Here is a 22,643-nt window from a genome sequence, read left to right as displayed (position 1 = left end):
CCCCCGCCGCCACCGCTCGCAGCGGAGGTCGAGGCCGGTGCGTGCGAACTGTTCAAAGTGCCAATCGCTGTCGTGCTTCCTGGTATTCGCGCTTGAGCTTCTCGATGAAGGCGCCCGCGCTCGCCACTTCGGTGATCGCGCCGATGCCCTGCCCCGAGCCCCAGATGTCTTTCCAGGCCTTGGCCTTGCTGCCTTCGCCGCCGCCGAAGTTCATGGTCGTCACGTCGCCTTCGGGCAGGTTGGCCGGGTCCATGCCGGCCTTGACGATGCTGGGGGCCAGGTAGTTGCCGTGCACGCCGGTGAACAGGCTCGAATAGACGATGTCGTCCGAGTTGCCGTCCACGATGGCCTGCTTGTACTCCTCGCTCGCGCGCGCTTCTTCGGTCGCGATGAAGGCGGTGCCGATGTAGGCGAAGTCGGCGCCCATGGCCTGCGCCGCGAGCACCGCGCCGCCCGAGGCGATGGAGCCCGACAGCGCGATCGGGCCGTCGAACCACTGGCGGATTTCCTGCACCAGCGCGAACGGGCTCTTCACGCCCGCATGGCCGCCGGCACCGGCCGCCACGGCGATGATGCCGTCGGCGCCCTTCTCGATCGCCTTCTGCGCGAACTTGTTGTTGATGATGTCGTGCAGCGTCACGCCGCCGTAGCTGTGCACCGCGTCGTTCACGTCGGTGCGCGCGCCCAGCGAGGTGATCACGATCGGCACCTTGTACTTCACGACCATCTCCATGTCGTGCTCCAGGCGGTCGTTGCTCTTGTGCACGATCTGGTTGATGGCGAAGGGCGCAGCCGGCTTGTCCGGGTTGGCCTTGTTGTAGGCCGCGAGCTCTTCGGTGATCTCGATCAGCCACTCTTCGAGCTGGGCAGCCGGGCGGGCGTTGAGCGCCGGCATCGAGCCGACCACGCCGGCCTTGCATTGCGCGATCACGAGCTTGGGGTTGCTGATGATGAACAGCGGCGAGCCGATGATCGGCAGCGGCAGGTTCGCGAGGACAGAAGGCAGCTTGGACATGTCGTCTCCGGGAAGGGGTTCGGTTTTATAAGAGCAAGGGGCCGCTGCCGCCCGTCAGATGGGCGACAGCGGCGGGTGCATCAGAACGCCTCGAGCGCCAGCGCCGTGACGCTCTCGGCGCCTTCGACGATGCTGTCGCGAACGCCCGGCACCTTGTTCAGAATGTGCTCGGCGTAGAAGCGCGCGGTGGCGATCTTGGCCTGCATGAAGGCGACGTCCACGTTGTGCGAGGCCTGGTCCTGCGCCACGATCAGCGAGCGCGCGAGCTGCCAGCCGGCCACGAGGTTGCCCGCCAGCATCAGGTACGGCACGCTGCCCGAGAACACGGCGTTGGGCGAGGCCTTGGTCTGGCCCGCGACGAAATCGACCACGTCGATGAACGCCAGGCGCGCAGCGGTCAGGCGCTTGAGGACGGCTGCGGCTGCAGCGCTGTCGCTCTTGGCGAGCTCGGCCTCGGTCTTCTCGATCTGCGCGGCAATCGCCTTGGCGGTCTGGCCGCCGTCGCGCGCGGTCTTGCGGCCCACGAGGTCGTTGGCCTGGATCGCGGTGGTGCCTTCGTAGATCGTGAGGATCTTCGCGTCGCGGTAGTACTGCGCCGCGCCCGTCTCTTCGATGAAGCCCATGCCGCCGTGCACCTGCACGCCCAGCGAGGTCACTTCGAGGCTCATCTCGGTGCTGTAGCCCTTCACGAGCGGCACCATGAATTCGTAGAAGGCCTGGTTCTGCTTGCGCGCGTCGGCATCGGGATGGTGGTGCGCGGCGTCGTAGGCGGCGGCGGCCACCGAGGCCATCGCGCGGCAGCCTTCGGTGTAGGCGCGCATCGTCATCAGCATGCGCTTCACGTCCGGGTGGTGAATGATGGGTGCGCTGGCGTTGATCGAGCCATCGACCGGGCGGCTCTGCACGCGGTCCTTGGCGTAGGCGACGGCGTGCTGGTAGGCGCGCTCGGCGATCGCGATGCCCTGCATGCCCACGGCGTAGCGGGCCGAGTTCATCATGATGAACATGTACTCGAGGCCGCGGTTTTCCTGGCCCACGAGGTAGCCGACGGCACCACCATGGTCGCCGTACTGCAGCACGGCGGTCGGCGAGGCCTTGATGCCCATCTTGTGCTCGATGCTCACGCAGTGCACGTCGTTGCGCGCACCGAGCGAACCGTCGGCGTTGACCATGAACTTCGGCACCACGAACAGGCTGATGCCCTTCACGCCTTCGGGCGCGCCGGTCACGCGGGCCAGCACGAGGTGCACGATGTTCTCGGCCATGTCGTGCTCACCGTAGGTGATGAAGATCTTGGTGCCGAACACCTTGTAGGTGCCGTCGGGCTGCGGCTCGGCGCGGCTGCGCACCATGGCCAGGTCGCTGCCGGCCTGCGGCTCGGTGAGGTTCATCGTGCCGGTCCACTGGCCGCTCACGAGCTTCTCGAGGTACACGGCCTTGAGCTCGTCGGAGCCGGCGGTGAGCAACGCCTCGATGGCGCCGTCGCTCAGCAGCGGGCACAGCGCGAAGCTCATGTTGGCCGAGTTGAGCATTTCGCCGCAGGCCGCGCCGATGGTCTTGGGCAGGCCCTGGCCGCCGAAGTCCGCCGGATGCTGCAGGCCCTGCCAGCCGCCCGACACGTACTGTGCGAAGGCGTCCTTGAAGCCCTTGCTGGTGGTGACTTCGCCGTCCTTGAAGGACGACGGGTTGCGGTCGCCTTCGACGTTCAGCGGCGCCACCACGTCCTGGTTGAAGCGCGCGCACTCTTCGAGCACGGCCTGTGCGGTTTCGAGGCCGGCGTCTTCGAAGCCGGGCAGCTTGGCGATCTCGCCGATGTTGGCCAGGTGTTCGATGTCGAACAGCATGTCCTTGAGGGGGGCGGTGTAGCTCATGTCTTCTCTCCAGGAGCCGCGGTGGGAGCGGCAGATGTAAAAAAGGCATCGCGAACGATGCCTTCTGGCTCAATGCGTTGAAGCGATCAGAGCGCCTTCACGAGTTCCGGCACGGCCGTGAACAGGTCGGCCACGAGGCCGTAGTCGGCCACCGAGAAGATCGGGGCTTCTTCGTCCTTGTTGATCGCGACGATGACCTTCGAGTCCTTCATGCCGGCCAAGTGCTGGATGGCGCCCGAGATGCCCGCGGCGATGTACAGCTGCGGCGCGACGATCTTGCCGGTCTGGCCCACTTGCCAGTCGTTCGGGGCGTAGCCTGCGTCCACCGCAGCGCGGCTGGCACCGAGGCCGGCGTTGAGCTTGTCGGCCAGCGGCGTCATCACTTCGTTGAACTTCTCGGCGCTGCCCAGGGCTCGGCCACCCGAGACGATGATCTTGGCGGCGGTCAGTTCGGGGCGGTCACTCTTGGTGACTTCACGGCCCACGAAGGCGCTCTTGCCGCTGTCGGCGACGCCTTCAGCGGTTTCAACGGTGGCGCTGCCACCGGTGGCGGCTGCTGCGTCGAAGCCGGTCGTGCGCACGGTGATCACCTTTGTGGCGTCGGTGCTCTGCACGGTGGCGATGGCGTTGCCGGCGTAGATCGGACGCTCGAACGTATCCGGGCTGTCGACCTTCGTGATGTCGCTGATCTGCGCCACGTCGAGCTTGGCGGCCACGCGCGGTGCGACGTTCTTGCCGTTGGCGGTCGAGGGGAACAGGATGTGGCTGTAGTTGCCGGCGATCGCGAGCACCTGGGCTGCGACGTTCTCGGCGAGGTTCTCGGCCAGCGATGCGCTGTCGGCAGCGATCACCTTGGACACGCCGGCGATCTGCGCGGCGGCCTTGGCGGCTTCTGCTGCGTTGGCACCGGCCACGAGGATGTGGACGTCGCCACCGCAAGCCAGGGCTGCAGTCACGGTGTTGAGGGTGGCCGGCTTGATGCTGGCGTGGTCGTGTTCGGCAATGACGAGTGCGGTCATGTTCGTTTCTTCCTCAGATCACTTTGGCTTCGTTCTTGAGCTTGTCCACCAGGGTGGCAACGTCGGGCACCTTGATGCCGGCGCCACGCTTCGGGGGCTCGCTGACCTTGAGGGTCTTCAGGCGGGGCTTCACGTCCACGCCCAGGTCTTCCGGCTTGAAGGTGTCCAGCTGCTTCTTCTTGGCCTTCATGATGTTGGGCAGCGTCACGTAGCGCGGCTCGTTCAGGCGCAGGTCGGTCGTGATGACCGCGGGCAGCGTGAGCGTCAGCGTTTCCATGCCGCCGTCGACTTCGCGTGCGACGGTGACCTTGTCGGCTGCCAGGTCGACCTTCGAGGCAAAGGTGGCTTGGGGCAAGTCGGCCAAAGCAGCCAGCATCTGGCCCGTTTGATTGGCGTCGTCATCGATGGCTTGCTTGCCGAGGATGATGAGAGACGGTTGTTCCTTGTCGACCAGCGCCTTGAGCAGCTTGGCCACGGCCAGCGGCTGCAGCTCTTCAGCGGTCTCGACCAGGATGCCGCGATCGGCACCGATGGCCATGGCGGTGCGCAGGGTTTCCTGGCACTTGGCATCGCCGCACGAGACGGCGATGACTTCGGTCACGATGCCCTTTTCCTTCAGCCGAACCGCTTCTTCGACAGCGATCTCGTCGAAGGGGTTCATGCTCATCTTGACGTTGGCAATGTCCACCCCGGTGCCGTCGCTCTTGACGCGCACCTTCACGTTGTAATCGACGACCCGTTTGACAGGCACAAGAACCTTCATTGACTTGACTCCATTGGATTGCAAAAAGGGGGGCTTCGAGAGCAGCCTGCCATTTTAGGACGCCGGCCTTGGCTGCCTCTCCATTCTTCTTGTCGGCCTCGAGGGCTCAAAAAAAGAACGATCGTGCTTTTCCGTGATTATAAAACAGCGGGAGGCGCTGCGGCCACTCCCGCCGGCAAAGATTCCACTCGCAACACCCGCTGCGGATAGGGAATGTCAATGCGGGCAGCGCGCAGCCCTTCGAGGATGGCGATGTTGATGGCCGAGCGCACGTTGTCCTTGCCCTTGTCAGGGTCGGCGACCCAGAAGTTCAGCATGAACTCCAGGCCATCGGGCGCAAAGGTGACGAGGTAGGCCACGGGCGCCGGGTCGGTCATGACGCGCGGCTGGGCCTTGGCGGCGTCGCACAGGATGCCCTGCACCTGCGCCACGTCGCTCTCGTAGCCGACCACGATGTTGGTCGTGATGTTGAACTTGCGGTCGGCCAGCGACAGGTTTTCGACCCGGCCGGTGATCAGCGATTCGTTCGGCACGATGGCCTCGCGCCCGTTGCCCGCGCGGATGAGCGTGTAACGCGTCTTGATGTCGGTGATGCGGCCCTCGAAGGTGTCGACCTTCACGTTGTCGCCGATGCGGATCGAGCGCTCCAGCAGGATCACGAAACCGCTCACGTAGTTGGCCGCCAGCTTCTGCAGGCCGAAGCCCAGGCCCACGCCGAGCGCGCCGCCCAGCACCGACAGCGCCGTGAGGTCGACCCCCACTGCCGACAACGCGAACAAGAGGCCGATCAGCAGCAGGAAGGCGCGCACCGCATTCGACGCCACCTTGCGCATCGACAGGTCGCTCACGGCCTCGCGCAGGATGCGTTTTTCGATGGTGCTGGAGATCCACAGCGCGATCATCAGCACCAGCCCGGCCGACAGCGCGCCCTGGATGATGGTCTGCAGGCTCACGCGGGTCTTGCCGAAGGCCAGCGTGATGTCGTCCAGTTCGGCCAGCACCGGCGGCAGCAGCCCGACGATCCACAGCACGGCGGCGATCCAGGCCAGCCACGAGATGGTGCGCTCGATCAGCCGCACCAGGCTCGAGGTAGGGAACACGGCCCGCAGCACCCGAGCGAACAGCCGGATGACCGCCAGCGACAGGAACACCGGCACGGCGATGCGCAGCACCAGCACCACGGGCAGAACATCGAGCGCCACGCGGCGCGCGATGCCGGTGAGCACCAGCGCGAGCAGCGGGAACAGCAGGCCGTCGAAGGTGCGCTCGCCGAACCAGATCGAATCCTTGGGCTGGTCGCGCCCGAACCATTTGCACACCGCCCATGCCACGCCCACGCAGGCCACGAGCACGGCGAGTTCGATGCCCAGGCCGTGCGCGTCGACCTGTCGCAGGCGCTGGAGGAAGTCGTCGAAATTGAAATTCATCGGTGAAAGAAACAGGGCGCCCCGCGGGCGCCAACCGGGTTACAGGTCCGCCAGCACGCGGATGTGCGCTTCCACGCTGCGCGCCAGGGCGTCCAGGTGATAGCCGCCCTCGAGCAGCGAGACGATGCGCCCGCGCGCATGGCGCTTGGCGACATCGCGCACGCGGCCGGTAATCCAGGCGAAGTCGTTTTCGTTGAGGCCGAGCTGACCCAGCTCGTCCTCGCGGTGGGCGTCGAAGCCGGCGCTGATGAACACCATCTGCGGCTTGAAGGCCTCGAGCCGGGGCATCCAGATCGCCTCGACCAGCTCGCGCACGTCCATGCCCTTGGTGTAGGCCGGGATCGGCAGGTTGAGCATGTTCGAGGCCGGGTGCTCGGTGCCGCTGTACGGATAGAACGGGTGCTGGAAGAACCCGACCATCAGCACGCGCGGGTCGTTCGACAGGATGTTCTCGGTGCCGTTGCCGTGGTGCACGTCGAAATCGACGATGGCCACGCGGTCCAGGCCGTGCACCTCGAGCGCGTGCCGCGCGGCGATGGCCACGTTGTTGAAGAAGCAAAAGCCCATGGCCTGCTCGCGGCAGGCATGGTGGCCCGGCGGACGCACGGGGCAGAAGGCGTTCTCGATCTCGCCGGCCATCACGGCGTCGGTGGCCGCCACGGCGGCGCCCGCGGCGCGGCGCGCGGCCAGCAGGGTGAAACGGGTCAGTACGGTGTCGGGGTCGACCTGCGCATGGTCGGGGCCGCCGGCGGGTGCGTCGGCCACGAGGCGCTGCTGCAGTTCCTCGAGGTGTTCGACATGCGCGTGGCTGTGGGCCCGAGTGATCTGTTCCAGCGTGGCCAGGGGCACCTCGCCCCGCGCCAGCGCGTCGCCGACGCCGGTCAACAGCAGCCGGTCTTCGATGGCATCCAGCCGCTCGGGGCATTCGGGATGCCCGTTGCCCATGTCGTGCTTCCAGAAGTCGCGATGCGTGAAGTAGCCTGTCTTGCCCATCTCTCGCCGTGTCTCGTGTCGTCGCGTCTAGACCTCACGCAGCATGGGGCCGCAAGGTCTTACGGTATCGTTTGCATATGGATACAAATATGGACGTTGCTGCGAAGCTAGCCACTTTGCTGAGTCAGCTTAACACGGTGATTGTTGGCAAAGAGGCCCAGGTGCGCGACTGCGTGGCCTGTTTGCTGGCGGGCGGGCACCTGCTGATCGAGGACGTGCCGGGGGTCGGCAAGACCACCCTGGCCCATGCGCTCTCGCACACTTTCGGCCTGCAGTTCTCGCGCGTGCAGTTCACCGCCGACCTGATGCCGGGCGACCTGTCGGGCGTGGCGATCTACGACCGGGGCCAGCAGGCCTTCGTGTTCCACCCCGGGCCGATCTTCGCGCAGGTGCTGCTGGCCGACGAGATCAACCGCGCCAGCCCCAAGACCCAGAGCGCACTGCTCGAGGCGATGGAAGAAAAGCAGGTCACGGTCGAGGGCGAGACCCGCCCCCTGCCCTCGCCCTTCTTCGTGATCGCCACGCAGAACCCGCAGGACCAGCTCGGCACCTTCGCGCTGCCCGAGTCGCAGCTCGACCGCTTCCTGATGCGCATCTCGCTGGGCTACCCCGACCGCGCGGCCGAGCGCCAGCTGCTGGCCGGCACCGACCGCCGCGAGATGCTCGCCGGCCTGCCCGCGATGCTGACCGCCGGCGAACTCACCGCCCTGCAGCAGCGCGTGCAGCAGGTGCATGCGGCCGAGCCGCTGCTGAACTACCTGCAGGACCTGATCGCCGCGACCCGCTCGGGCCGCTGGTTCCTGCAGGGCCTGTCGCCGCGCGCGGGCATCGCCGTGCTGCGCGCCGCCAAGGCGCAGGCGCTGCTGGCCAACCGGAACTACGTGGCGCCCGACGACGTGCAGGCCGTGCTGCCGCAGACCATCGCGCACCGCCTCACGCCCGTGGGCGATGCCGGTCGCGGCGCCGTCGAACAGGTGCGCGCCATGATCGCCGAGGTGCCGCTGCCGTGAGCCCTGTCGGCGTCCTGCGCTCGCGCATCGACGGCTGGTTCCTCTCGCGCCGGGCCCCGTCGGACACGCTCGAACTCACCCAGCGCAACGTCTACATCGTGCCCACGCGCGCCGGCTGGACGCTGGCGGCCACGCTGCTGGTGCTGCTGGTGGCGTCGATCAACTACCAGCTCAACCTGGGCTACCTGCTGACCTTCCTGCTGGCCGGCAGCGTCGCGGTGGGCATGCATGTGTGCCACGCCACGCTGCGCGGGCTGGCGCTGCGCATGGTGCCGCCCGAGGCGCAGTTCGCCGGCGCCGCGGCGGTGCTGCGCGTGGTGCTGCACAACGAACGGCGCAGCGTGCGCTACGGCATCGGCATGGCCGTGCGCGGCAGCGGCCAGTGGGCCTGGACCGACGTGCCGGCCGAAGGCACGGCCACGGTGGAGATCGCCTTCCAGCCCGAGCGGCGCGGCCTGCACCCGGTGCCGCCGCTGACCGCCGAGACGCGCTTTCCGCTCGGCACCTTCCGCGTCTGGACGGTCTGGCGCCCGGCCGCGCAGCTGCTCGTGTACCCGACGCCCGAGGCCCATCCGCCGCCGCTGCCGGCGGGCGAGCCGCTCTCGGGGCCCGCCGCCGCGTCGGCCGCGATGCGGGCGCAGAACGCCGGCGAATACGACGGCGTGCGGGCCTACCGGCGCGGCGATCCGCTCAAGCTCGTGGTCTGGAAGAGGGCCGCCCGCGCGCAGGCCAACGGCTCCGAAGACCTCGTGAGCCGCGACACGCAGCACACGCAGCGCGAAGAACTCTGGCTCGACGCGCACGCCGCCGCACTGCCTGACATCGAGGCCCGCCTGTCGCGCCTGTGCGCCTGGGTGCTGATGGCCGACCGGCTGGGCGTGGACTATGGCGTGCGCGTCGCCGGCCGCACGGTGAAACCGTCGCAGGGCGAGGCGCACCGGCGCGCATGCCTCGAGGCGCTGGCGCTGTGCGCATGAACGGGGTCGCCGCATGAACCGGGTCGTACGCGAACTCACCGCGCTGCCGAGGGACGCACGGGACACGCTGTTCCTGCTGTGCGTCATCGGCCTCATCCTGCTGCCGCAGGTGAACGAGCTGCCCTGGTGGTGCTCGGCCATCACCGCCATGGTGCTGCTGTGGCGCGCCTCGCTGGCGGTGCAGGCGCGCCCGCTGCCCAGCAAGTGGTGGCGCATCGCGCTGCTGACGCTGGCGCTGGCCGCCACCTACGCCACCCACCGCACGCTGCTGGGCCGCGACGCGGGTGTCACGCTGGTCGTGTGCCTGCTGGCGCTCAAGACGCTGGAGCTGCGCGCCCGGCGCGACGCCTTCGTGGTCTTCTTCCTGGGCTTCTTCGCGATGCTCACGAACTTCTTCTATTCGCAGTCGCTGCTCACCGCCTTCACCATGCTGCTGGCGCTCCTGGGCCTGCTCACTGCACTGGTCAACGCCCACATGCCGGTGGGCCGGCCGCCGCTGATGCAGGCCGCGCGCATGGCCGGCTGGATGGCACTGGCGGGCGCGCCGGTGATGCTCGCGCTGTTCCTGCTGTTCCCGCGCTTCGCGCCGCTGTGGGGCACGCCCGGCGACGCCATGGCCGGGCGCAGCGGCCTGTCGAACACGATGCGGGTCGGCACCATCGCCGAGCTGGCGCTCGACGGGAGCATCGCGGCGCGCATCAAGTTCGACGACAACCGCGCGCCGCCGCAGAGCCAGCTGTACTTCCGCGGCCCCGTGCTGGCGCAGTTCGACGGCCGCGAATGGACGGCACTGCCGACCTGGGCGCGCAGCGGGCAGTCGGTGTCGAACCTGCGCACGCGCGGCGAGTCGGTGCGCTACGAGGTCACGCTCGAGGCCAGCCAGCGCCCGTGGCTGCTCACGCTCGACGCCGCGCCACGTGCGCCCGAGGTGCCCGGCTACGAGGTCACCGGCACACCCGACCTGCAGTGGTTCGTGAACCGGCCGATCACCGACCTCGTGCGCTACCGCGCCGAGAGCCATCCACAGTTCCAGAGCGGCCCGATCGTGCGCACCGGTGGCCGGCTCCAGCCCTACTTGGTGCTTCCGGCCGGCAGCAACCCACGCACCGCCGCACTCGCCGCCCAGATGCGCGCCGACCCCACGCTGGCCGGCGCCGATGCACAGGCCTTCGTGCAGGCCGCGCTGCAACGTCTGCGCACCGGCGGCTACACCTACACGCTGGAGCCCGGCGTGTACGGCAACGAGACCGCCGACGAATTCTGGTTCGACCGCAAGGAAGGTTTCTGCGAACACATCGCCTCGGCCTTTGTGGTGCTCATGCGCCACCTGCAGATTCCGGCACGCATCGTCACCGGCTACCAGGGCGGCGAGCTCAACAACGTCGACAACTACTGGGTGGTGCGCCAGAGCGACGCGCACGCCTGGGCCGAGGTCTGGCAAGAAGGCGCGGGCTGGGTGCGCGTCGACCCGACCGGCTCGGTCGCGCCGGGGCGCATCGGGCAGTTCCAGCGCCTCACGCCGCAGCCCGGCCTGCTGGCCGGCGCCATCGGCGTCATGAGCCCGACGCTGGTACAGAACCTGCGCGCCGCCTGGGAGGCCGTGAACAACGGCTGGAACCAGTGGGTGCTCAACTACACGCAGAGCCGCCAACTCGACCTGCTCAAGACCCTCGGCTTCAACGCCCCGAGCCTGGAAGACCTGGGCTACGTGCTGCTGTACCTGCTGGTGGCCGCGAGCCTGGCCGGCGCCGGCTGGACACTGTGGGAGCGCAGCCGACACGACCCGTGGCTGCGCCTGCTGGGCCGGGCCCGCGCGCGCCTGGCCAAGGCCGGCCTGCCGCTGCCCGAGACGACGCCGCCACGCCAGATGGCCCAGGCCGCCGACGCCCGCTTCGGGCCCGCCGCGCAGGCCGTGCGCGACTGGCTGCTGAAGCTCGAAGCCCAGCGCTACGCACCCGCCGCGTCCGGCCCATCGGCCTCGCTCGCCGCGCTGCGCGCCGAGTTCCGCCGGCTGCCCTGGCCGCCCACGCCGCCGCGCGCCTGACGCGCGGCTGCAACCACATGTGTCCCCCGAAAGTGCGCATGCGCACGGGCGGCACAATCGTGCCCATGTCACACGCCTTCCCCACGCCCTTGCGCGCCGCAGTGGCCGCCACCGCCCTCCTCGCCGCCTGCGTCGCCTGGCCCACGGGCGCCCTGGCCCAGAAGCCCCAGGCCAATGGCCGCCCCGCCGTCACGCCGGTGCGTGGCAGCACCCCCTACGCCACGCGCGACGACGCCATGGCGTTCGCCGACGACGTCGCCCAGCGCCGCAACCTCGACCGCGACTGGGTGCGCGCCACCATCGGTGCCGCGCGCTTCCTGCCCAACGTGCCGCGCCTGATGCTGCCGGGCCCCGTCGGCACCGTGAAGAACTGGCAGACCTACCGCAGCCGCTTCATCGACCCGGTGCGCATCGCGGCCGGCGTGCGCTTCTGGCGCGCCAACGCCGACACGCTCGCGCGCGCCGAGGCCACCTACGGCGTGCCGCCGGAAATCATCGTCGGCATCGTCGGCGTCGAGACCATCTACGGCCGCAACATGGGCAACTTCCGCGTGATCGACGCGCTGGCCACGCTGTCCTTCGACTTCCCGCAGGGCCACCCGCGCGCGGCCGAGCGCATCGCCTTCTTCCGCGGCGAGCTCGAAAGCTTTTTGAGCACCGAAAGCCGCACCGCCGACGACCCGCTCACGCCCGTGGGCAGCTACGCCGGCGCCATGGGCATGCCGCAGTTCATGCCCAGCAGCATCGCCAAGTACGCGGTCGACTTCGACGGCGACGGCCGCATCGACCTCGTGAACAACCCGGTCGACGTGATCGGCTCGGTGGCGAGCTACTTCAAGGGCTTCGGCTGGACGCCCGGCATGCCGTCGATCTACCCGGTGCACTTCGAGGAAGCGCGCCTGAAGAAGGCGCTGCTGCTGGCACCCGACATCCTGCCGACCTTCAGCGCCGACAGCTTCGTGGCCGCAGGTGCCGTGCCCGAGGGCGAAGGCCTGAAGCACAAGGGCCTGCTGGCGCTCATCGAGCTGCAGAACGGCCTCGATGCGCCGCCGACCTACGTCGCCGGCACGCGCAACTTCTACGTGATCACGCGCTACAACTGGAGCAGCTACTACGCGATGTCGGTGCTCGACCTCGGCCAGGAGGTCAAGGCCGCGATGGAGCAGTAACCGCGATGACACCGCAGGCGCTGCACGCGAACTGGACCGCCGCCTGGCACGCGCTGGGCGTTGCCGCGCCCGACGACGCGTTGCGGCTCGAACTGCAACGCCGCTACGGCGAGCCGCAGCGCCACTACCACACGATGCAGCACCTGGGCGAATGCCTCGCGTGGTTCGACCGGGAACAGGCATTGGCCGAACACCCCGGCGAGGTGGCGCTGGCCTTGTGGTTCCACGACGCGATCTACGACGTGCATGCGCACGACAACGAAGCCCGCAGCGCCGACTGGGCGCGGCAGGCGTTGCAGGCCGCCGGCGCGAGCGATGCGTCGGCCGAGCGCGTCCACGCGCTCGTCATGGCCACGCGCCACGACGCCGTGCCGGAGGGCCGCGACGCCGAGCTGCTGATCGACATCGACCTGTCGATCCTCGGCGCCGAACGTGCACGCTTCGACGAGTACGAGCGCCAGGTGCACGCGGAATACGGTTTCGTTCCCGAGGAGATTCGCCTGCCGCGCCGGCGCGCGATCCTCCAGCGCTTTCTCGACCGCCCGGCAATCTACGCCACGCCGCGCATGCACGCCCTGCTCGAAGCGCGGGCGCGCGAGAACCTTCAGCGCTCGATCGCGGGCTGAACCGTCGGCACCAGCCGCCACCATTCGGAGCGCGGCGGCACGTCGCCGAACGTCTCCTCCACCACCCCGAACAACAGCCCGTCACGCCCCGCACCGAGCTGCGACAGCGCCAGCGGCCGCGCGAGATCGCGGCACAGCATGAAGCTCGCATCGCCCTGCCAGTCGAGGCTGCGGCCGACCTCGGCCAGCATCAGCGCGGGCTGGCCCTGCATGAAGGTGAAGGGCATCGGCAGGCCCGCGTCGAGCTGCGCCAGCCCCGCGCGCGTGGCCTCCCACGCGCCGCGCCGGCTGGTCACGCGCAGGCGCGCGCCCGCCGGCAGCGCGGCTTCGCCGGCCGCGTCGAGGCAACGCAGCGCGCCGTACATCGCCAGCTCGGTCCACAGGCCGACGCGGCGCGGCCGGCGGCCCAGGCGGGTCGCCAGCGCGTCGCGCCAGTCGTCGGGCGGCGGATGCGCCACGACATGGGCGACGGTGCGCCAGGGGGTTGCAGCGTGGCTCATGCGGCGTTGCAATCCTTGAGCACCAGCGACGCATGCCCGCCGCCGAAGCCCACCACGTTGAGCAGGATGTGGCGCAGCCGTGCCGGCGGCCTGTCGCTCAGCGCGATGCCCAGCGTCTCGTCCAGCGCGTAGCCGACCGACGGCCAGGCGCCGCCTTCGATGCAGCCGACCAGCAGAGCCAGCTCCGCCGCCCCGGCCGCGCCGAGCGTGTGGCCGATCGCCGACTTGAGCGACACCAGCGGCGGCAGCGGCGCGAACACCTGCCGCAGCGCCTCGACCTCGATCGCGTCGTTGACCGGGCTGCCGGCGGCCTGCACCTTGATGAGGTCGATGTCCGCGGGCTGCAGGCCGCTGCGCGCCAGCGTGTCGCGGCACATCGCGCGCACCGCGCTCGCCTCGGTGCCCGAGGGGTTGCGGCCGTCGACCACGTTGGCGCCGCCCAGCAGCGCCCAGCGCGCGGGTTGTGATCGGAGCCGCAGCGCCGCCACCGCTTCGCCGAGCACCAGCCCCTGGCGTCCCGCGCCGAAGGGCCGCGCGCTGTCGGGCGCCAGCAGCTGCATCGCGCCGAAGCCGGCCACGGTGAAGCGGTTGTCGAGCTCGGCGCCAATCACCAAAGCCTCGCGGGCCTCGCCCGCGCGCACCATGTCGGCCGCCGCCAGCATCGCGTTGAGCGCCGAGGTGCAGGCGGTCGAGACGGTAAAGACCGGGCCTTGCCAGTCGAGCGCGGCGGCGGCGATGTCGGCGAAATCCTGCAGGTCGCCGCTGAGCCGCGCGTCGTGCTGCGCATGCTCCATGGCCCCGATGTCGAGCGACGACGACGCCACGAACAGCGGCCCCTGCCGGTCCAGCCCGTCGCCGGTCTGTGCGACCACGCGGCGCACCGTGTGCTGCACGCGCTGCGCCCAGTCACCGGGCGGCACGGGCAGCGTGTAGACCGGCCACTGCAGGCCCTCGGCCACCGTCACCGGCGTGGGCGGCACGCCGCCGCGCCGCAGTGCCGCGAGCGCCGACGGCACATCGTCGCCAAGCACGCAGGCCAGCCCCATGCCGGCCAGGTACACAGGACTCATCCCTTGCCCGCTTGCACCAGGTGTTCCGCCAGGTGCGCGATCGAGGTCATGGCGCGGCGCGTGTCCTTGCTGTCAGGCATGCGCAGGCCGAAGTGCTGCTGGATCGCCATCGACACCTGCAGCGCGTCGAGCGAGTCGAGGTCCAGGCGCGCCTCGGGGCCGAACAGCGGCTCGTCGTCGCCGAGGCCGCCGGGCGGCGCGTCTTTTTCGACGGCCTCCAGCACGAGGGCCTTGAGGCGGGCGATGAATTCAGGAGAAGAAACGGTGCTCGTCACGGTGCGCGCCTGCGAAACAGAAAGACAGCCACGAAGAACATGAGGGCCGCGAACGCCACCAGTCGGCCGACCTGCGGCAGCACCTCGGCCACGCCGCCGCCGCGCAGCAGCACGGTGAGCAGCGCTTCGAGCCCCCAGTTCATGGGAGAGATTTCGACCATGCGCTGCATGAAGCCCGGCATGACGAACTTGGGAACCATGATGCCGCCCGCCGCCGCCATCAGCACATTCACCATCGGCCCGAGCGTGGCGGCCTGCGCATGGCTCTTCACCAGGCAGGCCACCGCCAGCGACAGGCTCACCGCCGCCAGGCTCACGGCCGCCAGCGACAGCAGCAGGCCGCCCCAGTGGATGCCCACGAGCGAGAGCGCATCGCCGCCGAGCAGCGGCATGAACCAGATGCCCGCCGCCAGCATCAGCAGCGCCTGCAGCGCGTTCACGCCGAGATACGGCAAGGCCTTGGAAGCGAGCAGCATCGAACGCGACACGCCCAGGCTCTGCAGCCGGCCGAGCGCGCCCGAGCCGCGCTCCTGCACGAACAGGCTGGACAGCGAGGCCACCACGAAGAACATGCCGAACACCAGCCAGGCCGGCACGTTCTGCTGCACCGACGTGGGCCGCGGGCCGGCGGTGGCAAAGCGCTCGGCCTGCACCATCGCCTGGATGGACGCCTCGGGCGCGGGGCTGGCCGTGCCGGGCACCGCCAGCGCGAGCCGCGCCTTGAGTTCGCCCGAGGCGCCGATGAGTTCGGCGCGCAGCGCGTTGAACAGGTTGGCGTCGATGCCGGGCTCGGCCAGCAGGCGGATGTGGGCGCGCGTGGAAAGCGCGGCCGATTCCAGTTCGTCCGACAGGCCGGGCTCCAGCACGATCACGTACTTGAGCGTGCCGCTGCGCAGCCGCGCCTGCCAGTCGCTGCCCAGCGGCTGCGGCGCACCGTGGCTGCGCTGCCAGATCTGCAACAGCCACCTGGCGGGCGTGCCGCTGTCGCGCGCATCGACCGCGTAGCTCAGCTCGGCCAGCGGCGGGCGGTAGATGTCTTTCAGCGTGAGCGACATCAGCACGATGAACACCATCGGCATCACGAACAGCACGGCCAGCCCGTGCATGTCGCGCACAAGGGCCAGCAGTTCTTTCTTGATGAGCGCTAGGAGCATGGCGTTCGGTCAGTCGCGCAGCGAACGGTGCGTGAGCGCCATGAAGAGCTGCTCGAGGTCGTGCCGGCCGAACTCGGCCTGGCGCACCTCGATGCCTTCGGCTTCGAGCGCGGCCAGCACAGGGCCGGGACCGGTGCCTGCGTTCAGGTGGATGCGCCAGTGCGCCGCGCCCTGCTCCACCGTGCCGAAGCGCGACAGCCTCTGCGCGTCGAGCCCGTCGGCGGCCAGCGTCAGCAGCATCGCGCTTTGCGACAGCAGCGCGTCGAGCGGACCTTCGCGCAGCACGCGGCCCTGGTCGAGGATGGCGACGCGGTCGGCGATGGCCTCGATTTCTTCCATGTAGTGCGAGGCGTAGATCACTGCCGCACCGGCCTGCGCCAGGCTCTTGATCGCATCGAGGATGAAGGCGCGCGACTGCGGATCGACGCCCACGGTCGGCTCGTCGAACAGCATCAGCTCGGGTTCGGGCAGCAAGGCGATCGCGAGGTTGAGGCGGCGCTTGAGGCCGCCCGAGAGCCGCTCGGCACGCACGCCCGCGAACTGTTCGAGCTGCGCGAACTGCGTGCAGGTGTCGATGCGCGCCTTCTTGCGCGCACCCGAGAGACCGCCAGCCGCGGCGAAGCAGGCCAGGTTCTCGGCCACGGTGAGCATCGGATAGAAGGCCTGGTCCTGCGGCGCCACGGCGATGCGCGTGGGCGCCTTGGCGCGCACCTGCTGCAACGGCTGGCCGTCGATGCGGATGTCGCCCGACTGCACCGCGAGCGCGCCCGACAGATGCGAGATCAGCGTGGTCTTGCCGGCGCCGTTCGGGCCCAGCAAGCCCAGCACGCAACCGCGCGGCACGGCGAGCGACACGTCGGCCAGCGCGGCCTTGTCAGCGTGCGGGTAGCGGTAGCCGAGCTGGTGAAGCTCGAGCATCAGGCGACGGCGGCCTTGAGGTCGCGGAAGAAGGTTTCCTCTTGCTGCGCCTGCTCGCGCAGCTTGCCCGCCAGCGCCACCGGATCGACCGGCTCGCGGCCCTTGACCATGCGCGCCGCCTTGAGCGCGAACGCGCGCCAGCCGTCGCCGATGGCGATCAGGCGTTCGGACATCTGCGTCAGCTGCGGCTTGTCGAGCAGCTGCGCGGCCTCCTGCAGGAAGCCCGCATAGATGAAACGGAAGCCCGCCCCACCCGTGCCGATTTCTTCCTGCATGCGCACCAGATGGCCGATGAAGTCGACACTGCGCGGATCGCTGGGCGACAGTTTCTGCATGCGCCTGGCCAGCGTGCGCATGCCGCGCACGCCGACGATGGGAATGGGCGCGAGCATGTTGCGCACCGTCTTGCGGATGGCCTTGGTGACCGAGGCGGCGTCGACCGCCTTGCGCTCGATGGCCTGCGGGTAGTACATGAGGCCCTTGGGTGCCAGCACGCCCTTGGCGAAGCGGGCGCGCGACAGGTCTTCGCTGGCGCAGCGCACGGGCTCCTCGAACACCGGGTCGCTGATCAGGTAGTCGTCGCCGTCCTTGCCGTAGACCAGCAGGTTGTGCGCGTTGAAGTGAAAGCGCATGTTCGGCGGAAAGTACGGCAGCCAGTAGACCGAGGTCTGCAGGCCCACGAGCTGGCCGTCAGCCAACAGCGCGTCCAGCCGCTGCTGCCCGGCCTGCGGGCTGCGGAAGGTCTCGAAGCGAAAGCGCGCGGCCATCGGTGCCAAGAGGCCCTTGATGATGGCCTTGGGCGGCATGCGGTACGAGATGAGCGGCAGGCCCGACAGCTTGATGAACGGCAGGTAGGCGAACGACAGCGCCGACGACAACCCCAGCGCCATCGCCTCGCTCATCGGCGCGCCGTGGTGGCGCATGAGGCTGGAGATGACGCCGCTTTCGCAGTGCGCCGCCTGTTGGTGTTGGAAGTTCACGGCAGGCCTTGCAGGGTGGAAACGGGCAGCCCCAGCGCCTGGCCGTAGCGGGCGAGCTGGGCCGGCGACAGCGCGGCGAAATGGCGCGGCTGCAGGTGGCGGCGCACGCGCCATTGCCAGAAGCCGCTGGTCTGCGAGAGCAGCGCCACGTCCATGCGGCGCTCGTACATCCAGTATTCGAGCGGCGAGGCCAGCCCGGCCTTCACGCGCGCCTTGGCCTCCTGCGCCTGTTCGACCAGCACGTCGACCGCGTGGCTGGTGACGATCTCTTCCGCCTCCCAGCCCTTCGAGGTGGTGGTGACGACGCGGCCTTGCGCGTCGCGGGCGTACATCAGCTTGGAATGGCCTGCGAGGGTTGCGTTGCCCTCTTGCGGCACGGCATCGAGGTCCATGGCTACACAGCCTCCAGGTAGATGAAGCCGCTGGAGAAGCGACCGCTTTCGGGCACGAACATCAGCAACTTCTGGCCGGGCTTGATACGACCGGAACGGAACAGCTCGTCCAGCATGATGTACGGCGAGGCCGAGCCCGTGTTGCCCTTGGTCGCGAGGTTGCTGAACCAGCGCTCGCGCGGAATCGGCAGGCCCAGCGACGCCAGGCTCGCGGCCACGGGCTCGACGAAATAGTGCGACGACAGGTGCGGCAGGAACCAGTCGATGTCGTCGGTCTTGAGCCCGCGCCGCTCGATGATGGCCGCGAGTGGCTCTGCCAGCGTGGCGCGCACGATGTTGTCGTTCAGCAGGCGCACGTCCTGCTTGACGGCGAAGGTCGAGTCGCGCTGCCAGTCGGCCGGCGAGGTGCGGGCCCAGCCGTCGAGGCCGCCCTGTTCGTTCTTGTCGGCGCCGGCGTACATGCACACCGGCAGCTCGTGCGCCGCCGACGACAGCTCGATCCATTCGACGCGCAGCGACAGCGGCCCGCGCGGCTCGCGCTCCAGCAGCACCGCGCCGGCGCCGTCGGACAGCATCCAGCGCAGGAAGTCTTTCTCGAAGGCGATCTCGGGGCGCGCTTCGAGCGCTTCGAGCTTGTGCTCGAGCTCGGCCTCGAAGTTGATGCCGCGCATCACGGCCGAGGCCAGCTCGGAGCCCGTGGCGACCGCGCGGCGCGCATCGCCCGCGCGCACCGAGAGCCACGCATGCTTGAGCGCCGCCGCGCCGGCCAGGCAGATGCCGGCGCAGGCCACCACCTCGAGCCGGGGCCAGCCCAGTTCGCCATGCACCATCACCGCGTGATTGGGCATGAGCTGGTCGGGCAGCGAGGTGCCGGTGGCCAGGCAGTCGACCGGGCCGATGTCGTCGCCCAGCGCGCGGATGGCCGCGGCGGTGAGCTGTGCGTTGGTCATGGCCAGCTGGCCGGTGGCGCGGTCGATGGCGTAATGGCGCGACTGGATGCCGTTGCTGCGCAGGATGAGGCGTCGCGCACGCGACACCTTGCCGCCGATGCGGCCCAACACTTCTTCGATGTCTTCGTTGCTGACCGGAGAAAAAGGCAGGAAGGCAGCGGTGCGGGTCAGGAAAACATCAGTCGTCATAGAGAGGGAGCCGGTCCGTGGCAGAGCCCGACGGGCGCTCGAATTGAGCCGTCATTTTAGTCAGCCACCCTCGGAACAACGGCCGCAGCAAGGCCTGCAGCGTCAGGCTCACCGGCACGACGGTGACGATCAGTGCCAGCAGAAACAGCACGTACAGCAAGAGCAGCGGCTTGCGCACCGCCGCGCCCGGCCCGCCGGCCGCCATGATCAGCTTGCCCCAGAGGTAGAAGCTGCGCGTGCCGGCCTTCTCGCTGATGAGCAGCCGCGCCTGGGCGCGCACCGCGCCCAGCCCGGCCAGCAAGGGCGCATCGCCCTGCTCGCGGCCTTCATGCAGCGCGTCGCGCAGGGCCCGGCCGAAACGGCCGCAGCCGTGGATCTGTTCCTCGCTCAGGCCCGCGTCGGGCATGCCCCAGAAGCCGCGCTTGCGGCCCCAGATGAGCCAGGCCGGCGTGGTGAAGAAGGTGGCGAGCGTGGGTCCGGGGTCGGTGAGCACCACGTTGTCGATCAGGCGCGCGCCGGTGGCGGCGAGCAGGCCCTTGAGCTTTTCGTGGGCCAGCAGCCACATGTTGCGGCAGGCAATGACCGTGACCACGGGTTTTCCCTTGAGCAGCCGCGCCGCCACGGGGTGCTGCAGGAAGGCCACGACCGGCTGCGCGGGCGCCAGGAACCAGACTTGGTACGGAAGGATGACGAGGTCGAAGTCTTCGTCGCCCGTGAGCGTCAGCGGCGCCAGCGGGCCCGGCTTCAGGTGGGCCGACTCGGGGAACGCGTCGAAGAAGGTCAGGAACGGCCAGGGAAAGGGAAAGCGCTGCAGCGGCCGCAGCGTCTCCACGCGCAGTTCGATGCCCGCGTCGGCGCGCAGCGGCGCGGCGATCTGCCCGGCCACGCGGTCGAGTTGCCCGGTCTGCGAGTACTGGATCAGCAGGACGCGTTTGACACGCGCGCTCGGGGTGGCAGGAGGGCTGGCGGTGGGGCTGGAAGAACTTGGATTCACTGGCGGGCCGTGGCGGGGGCCGTCGAATGTAAGCGAACCTTTTCAAAGGTGCATCTGCCATAGGTCATGGCGTCGCGTGAATCCGACGAACCAGGGCGCCAGAAAGCGAAAAAGGGCCGCACCTCGCGGCGCGGCCCTTGTTTGCAATTGCTGCTGGCGAAGCGCCGGTCAGCGCACCTTGCCGGCCTTCCAGGCGCTCAGCAGCTTGTTGTAGTCGATGGTCTCGCCCTTGGGCTTCTCGTTGGCCAGCTTCTTCCACGGGGCGTGCTGGTCGCTGAGCCACTTGTTCGGATCGCCCTTGGCGTTGAGCTTGGGCGCGCAGTGGGCCATGCCGGCGCGTTGCAGGCGGCCCATCACGTTGTCCATCTCGTCGGCCAGGTTGTCCATGGCTTTCTGCGGGGTCTTCTCGCCCGTGACGGCCTCGGCCACGTTCTTCCACCACAGCTGCGCCAGCTTGGGGTAGTCGGGCACGTTGGTGCCGGTGGGCGTCCATGCCACGCGGGCCGGGCTGCGGTAGAACTCGACCAGGCCGCCCAGCTTGGGCGCCATGTCGGTCATGGCCTTGCTCTGGATGTCCGATTCGCGGATCGGGGTCAGGCCCACGATGGTCTTCTTGAGCGAGACGCTCTTGGAGGTCACGAACTGGGCGTAGAGCCAGGCGGCGGCGGTCTTGTTGGCGTCATGGCCGTTGAAGAACGACCACGAACCCACGTCCTGGTAGCCGTTCTGCATGCCCTGCTTCCAGTACGGGCCGTTCGGGCCGGGCGCCATGCGCCACTTGGGCGTGCCGTCCTCGTTCACCACGGGCAGGCCCTTCTTGGTCATGTCGGCCGTGAAGGCCGTGTACCAGAAGATCTGCTGGGCGATCTGGCCCTGCGCGGGCACCGGGCCGGCTTCGCCGAAGGTCATGCCCATGGCTTCCTTGGGCGCGTACTTCTTCATCCAGTCGATGTACTTGGTGAGCGCGTACACGGCGGCCGGCGAGTTGGTCGCACCGCCGCGCGACACGGCCGCGCCCACGGGCGTGCACTTGTCGTCGGCCACGCGGATGCCCCATTCGTCGATCGGCATGCCGTTGGGGGTGCCGATGTCGGCGGTGCCGGCCATCGAGAGCCACGCATCGGTGAAGCGCCAGCCCAGAGACGGGTCCTTCTTGCCGTAGTCCATGTGGCCGTAGATCGGCTTGCCGTCGATGGTCTTCACGTCGACGCTGAAGAACTCGGCGATGTCCTCGTAGGCGCTCCAGTTCAGCGGCACGCCCAGGTCGTAGCCGTACTTGGCCTTGAACTTGTCCTTCAGGTCCTTGCGATCGAACAGGTCGGCGCGGAACCAGTACAGGTTGGCGAACTGCTGGTCGGGCAGCTGGTAGAGCTTGCCGTCGGGCGCGGTGGTGAACTTGGTGCCGATGAAGTCCTTGAGGTCGAGCCCGGGGTTGGTGTACTCCTTGCCCGCACCGGCCATGTAGTCGGTGAGGTTCATCATCTTGCCGTAGCGGTAGTGCGTACCGATCAGGTCGGAGTCGGAAATCCAGCCGTCGTAGATCGACTTGCCCGACTGCATCGAGGTCTGCAGCTTCTCGACCACGTCGCCTTCCTGGATCAGGTCGTGCTTGACCTTGATGCCAGTGATTTCCTCGAAGGCCTTGGCCAGCGTCTTCGATTCGTATTCATGCGTGGTGATGGTCTCCGACACCACCGAGATTTCCTTGACGCCCTTGGCCTGCAGCTTCTTGGCCGCGTCGATGAACCACTTCATCTCGGCCGCCTGCTGGTCCTTGCTCAGGGTCGACGGCTGGAACTCGCTGTCGATCCATTTCTTGGCTTCGGGCTCTGCGGCCCATGCGCCGTGCGCGGCGACCATCGCCGCCGCCATTGCCAATGCCGTGTAGCGCATCTTCATGAATGTGTCTCCTCGGTTGTGCTTCCCCGGTTTTTTCATCGCGGCTCCGGGGAGGCGGAGAGCCGGACGCGTTGACGAAATCGGTGGGCCTAGCCTTTGCGCATCACGAGCGCGAGCACGAACATCGACAGCACAAAGCCGATCCAGATCGAGGGCTCGGCCTCCAGGCTCAGCCACTCCTGCACCTTGCCGGCCAGGCCGACGAAGATCAGGTTGACGTAGGCAGCGGACAGCAGGCCGATGAACAGCCGGTCGCCGCGCGTGGTGGCAATGGGCAGCCAGCCACGGCGCATCGTGGTGGGCGACTTGAACTCCCACACCGTCATGCCGACCAGCATGAGCGCGATGCAGCTGAAGAAAACGGCCACCGGGGTGGTCCAGACCATCCAGTCGAACATCTCTCGGTCT

At 68.8% G+C, this 22,643-nt stretch carries 22 protein-coding genes; 5 read left to right on the top strand and 17 right to left on the bottom strand.

Annotation, left to right across the window (positions count from 1 at the left end; genetic code table 11):
• Nucleotides 1–52: 52 nt before the first annotated feature.
• The 6 genes from AC1RL8_RS10745 to AC1RL8_RS10720 form a co-directional block, all read right to left on the bottom strand.
• Nucleotides 53–1,015 (bottom strand): NAD(P)H-dependent flavin oxidoreductase, encoded by a 963-nt coding sequence (locus AC1RL8_RS10745; RefSeq protein WP_062482679.1) that lies wholly within the window; start codon nucleotides 1,013–1,015, stop codon nucleotides 53–55.
• A gap of 80 nt (nucleotides 1,016–1,095) precedes the next feature.
• Complete coding sequence (locus AC1RL8_RS10740; RefSeq protein WP_492685268.1) at nucleotides 1,096–2,886, bottom strand: acyl-CoA dehydrogenase; 1,791 nt, start codon at nucleotides 2,884–2,886, stop codon at nucleotides 1,096–1,098.
• Between the two features lie 86 nt (nucleotides 2,887–2,972).
• Nucleotides 2,973–3,905: an electron transfer flavoprotein subunit alpha/FixB family protein gene (locus AC1RL8_RS10735; protein ID WP_095744806.1), complete on the bottom strand. Its 933-nt coding sequence runs from the start codon at nucleotides 3,903–3,905 to the stop codon at nucleotides 2,973–2,975.
• Between the two features lie 13 nt (nucleotides 3,906–3,918).
• Nucleotides 3,919–4,668 (bottom strand): electron transfer flavoprotein subunit beta/FixA family protein, encoded by a 750-nt coding sequence (locus AC1RL8_RS10730; protein ID WP_307694090.1) that lies wholly within the window; start codon nucleotides 4,666–4,668, stop codon nucleotides 3,919–3,921.
• 137 nt (nucleotides 4,669–4,805) lie between these two features.
• On the bottom strand, nucleotides 4,806–6,095 hold the full coding sequence (locus AC1RL8_RS10725) for a mechanosensitive ion channel family protein (protein ID WP_492685267.1): 1,290 nt from the start codon (nucleotides 6,093–6,095) through the stop codon (nucleotides 4,806–4,808).
• Between the two features lie 39 nt (nucleotides 6,096–6,134).
• Nucleotides 6,135–7,088 carry a histone deacetylase family protein gene (locus tag AC1RL8_RS10720; RefSeq protein ID WP_062482261.1) on the bottom strand — a complete coding sequence of 318 codons (954 nt, stop codon included), beginning with the start codon at nucleotides 7,086–7,088 and terminating at the stop codon, nucleotides 6,135–6,137.
• Nucleotides 7,089–7,177: 89 nt separating this feature from the next.
• On the opposite strand from AC1RL8_RS10720, the gene AC1RL8_RS10715 reads away from it, so the two are divergent.
• The 5 genes from AC1RL8_RS10715 to AC1RL8_RS10695 all read left to right on the top strand — a co-directional run bounded on the left by AC1RL8_RS10715 (nucleotide 7,178) and on the right by AC1RL8_RS10695 (nucleotide 12,914).
• On the top strand, nucleotides 7,178–8,098 hold the full coding sequence (locus tag AC1RL8_RS10715; RefSeq protein WP_492685266.1) for an AAA family ATPase: 921 nt from the start codon (nucleotides 7,178–7,180) through the stop codon (nucleotides 8,096–8,098).
• Nucleotides 8,095–9,075 (top strand): DUF58 domain-containing protein, encoded by a 981-nt coding sequence (locus AC1RL8_RS10710; protein WP_492685265.1) that lies wholly within the window; start codon nucleotides 8,095–8,097, stop codon nucleotides 9,073–9,075. The genes AC1RL8_RS10715 and AC1RL8_RS10710 overlap by 4 nt, the downstream gene beginning before the upstream one ends.
• 13 nt (nucleotides 9,076–9,088) lie before the next feature.
• The gene (locus tag AC1RL8_RS10705; protein WP_492685264.1) at nucleotides 9,089–11,119 is read left to right on the top strand and encodes a transglutaminase TgpA family protein; all 2,031 of its coding nucleotides are present in this window, start codon (nucleotides 9,089–9,091) and stop codon (nucleotides 11,117–11,119) included.
• 65 nt (nucleotides 11,120–11,184) lie between these two features.
• Entirely contained in the window at nucleotides 11,185–12,288 is a 1,104-nt protein-coding gene (gene mltB / locus AC1RL8_RS10700; RefSeq protein ID WP_492685263.1) for a lytic murein transglycosylase B, read from the top strand.
• Nucleotides 12,289–12,293: 5 nt separating this feature from the next.
• The gene (locus AC1RL8_RS10695; RefSeq protein ID WP_492685262.1) at nucleotides 12,294–12,914 is read left to right on the top strand and encodes an HD domain-containing protein; all 621 of its coding nucleotides are present in this window, start codon (nucleotides 12,294–12,296) and stop codon (nucleotides 12,912–12,914) included.
• Here the strand turns inward: AC1RL8_RS10695 and AC1RL8_RS10690 are convergent.
• The 11 genes from AC1RL8_RS10690 to AC1RL8_RS10640 all read right to left on the bottom strand — a co-directional run bounded on the left by AC1RL8_RS10690 (nucleotide 12,893) and on the right by AC1RL8_RS10640 (nucleotide 22,633).
• Nucleotides 12,893–13,414, bottom strand: a complete 522-nt coding sequence (locus tag AC1RL8_RS10690; RefSeq protein ID WP_492685261.1) for a hypothetical protein — start codon at nucleotides 13,412–13,414, stop codon at nucleotides 12,893–12,895. The genes AC1RL8_RS10695 and AC1RL8_RS10690 overlap by 22 nt on opposite strands.
• Entirely contained in the window at nucleotides 13,411–14,484 is a 1,074-nt protein-coding gene (locus AC1RL8_RS10685; RefSeq protein WP_492685260.1) for a beta-ketoacyl synthase N-terminal-like domain-containing protein, read from the bottom strand. The genes AC1RL8_RS10690 and AC1RL8_RS10685 overlap by 4 nt, the downstream gene beginning before the upstream one ends.
• The gene (locus tag AC1RL8_RS10680; protein WP_095744800.1) at nucleotides 14,481–14,759 is read right to left on the bottom strand and encodes an acyl carrier protein; all 279 of its coding nucleotides are present in this window, start codon (nucleotides 14,757–14,759) and stop codon (nucleotides 14,481–14,483) included. Before AC1RL8_RS10680 ends, AC1RL8_RS10685 begins: the two co-directional genes overlap by 4 nt.
• The gene (locus AC1RL8_RS10675; RefSeq protein WP_492685259.1) at nucleotides 14,756–15,913 is read right to left on the bottom strand and encodes an ABC transporter permease; all 1,158 of its coding nucleotides are present in this window, start codon (nucleotides 15,911–15,913) and stop codon (nucleotides 14,756–14,758) included. The genes AC1RL8_RS10680 and AC1RL8_RS10675 overlap by 4 nt, the downstream gene beginning before the upstream one ends.
• A 9-nt stretch (nucleotides 15,914–15,922) precedes the next feature.
• On the bottom strand, nucleotides 15,923–16,831 hold the full coding sequence (locus AC1RL8_RS10670; protein WP_159277463.1) for an ABC transporter ATP-binding protein: 909 nt from the start codon (nucleotides 16,829–16,831) through the stop codon (nucleotides 15,923–15,925).
• Nucleotides 16,831–17,811, bottom strand: a complete 981-nt coding sequence (darH, locus tag AC1RL8_RS10665) for a BtrH-related acyltransferase DarH (RefSeq protein ID WP_492685258.1) — start codon at nucleotides 17,809–17,811, stop codon at nucleotides 16,831–16,833. The genes AC1RL8_RS10670 and darH overlap by 1 nt, the downstream gene beginning before the upstream one ends.
• Nucleotides 17,808–18,203: a DarG family dialkylresorcinol biosynthesis protein gene (locus tag AC1RL8_RS10660; protein ID WP_062476723.1), complete on the bottom strand. Its 396-nt coding sequence runs from the start codon at nucleotides 18,201–18,203 to the stop codon at nucleotides 17,808–17,810. The genes darH and AC1RL8_RS10660 overlap by 4 nt, the downstream gene beginning before the upstream one ends.
• 2 nt (nucleotides 18,204–18,205) lie before the next feature.
• Nucleotides 18,206–19,342, bottom strand: a complete 1,137-nt coding sequence (locus AC1RL8_RS10655; RefSeq protein WP_492685257.1) for a beta-ketoacyl-ACP synthase III — start codon at nucleotides 19,340–19,342, stop codon at nucleotides 18,206–18,208.
• Nucleotides 19,332–20,336, bottom strand: coding sequence for a dialkylresorcinol condensing enzyme (locus AC1RL8_RS10650; RefSeq protein WP_492685256.1), 1,005 nt, complete (start codon nucleotides 20,334–20,336; stop codon nucleotides 19,332–19,334). The genes AC1RL8_RS10655 and AC1RL8_RS10650 overlap by 11 nt, the downstream gene beginning before the upstream one ends.
• 168 nt (nucleotides 20,337–20,504) lie before the next feature.
• Complete coding sequence (locus AC1RL8_RS10645) at nucleotides 20,505–22,235, bottom strand: ABC transporter substrate-binding protein (RefSeq protein ID WP_070059465.1); 1,731 nt, start codon at nucleotides 22,233–22,235, stop codon at nucleotides 20,505–20,507.
• An 89-nt stretch (nucleotides 22,236–22,324) separates the two neighbouring features.
• The gene (locus tag AC1RL8_RS10640; RefSeq protein ID WP_062476731.1) at nucleotides 22,325–22,633 is read right to left on the bottom strand and encodes a DUF2160 domain-containing protein; all 309 of its coding nucleotides are present in this window, start codon (nucleotides 22,631–22,633) and stop codon (nucleotides 22,325–22,327) included.
• Between the last annotated feature and the right edge of the window lie 10 nt (nucleotides 22,634–22,643).

It is taken from the genome of Variovorax sp. GW822-FHT04E09 (genome assembly GCF_058800845.1).
Note: the sequence above shows the minus strand (reverse complement) of the source record. Positions and strands in the feature narration are given on the sequence as shown.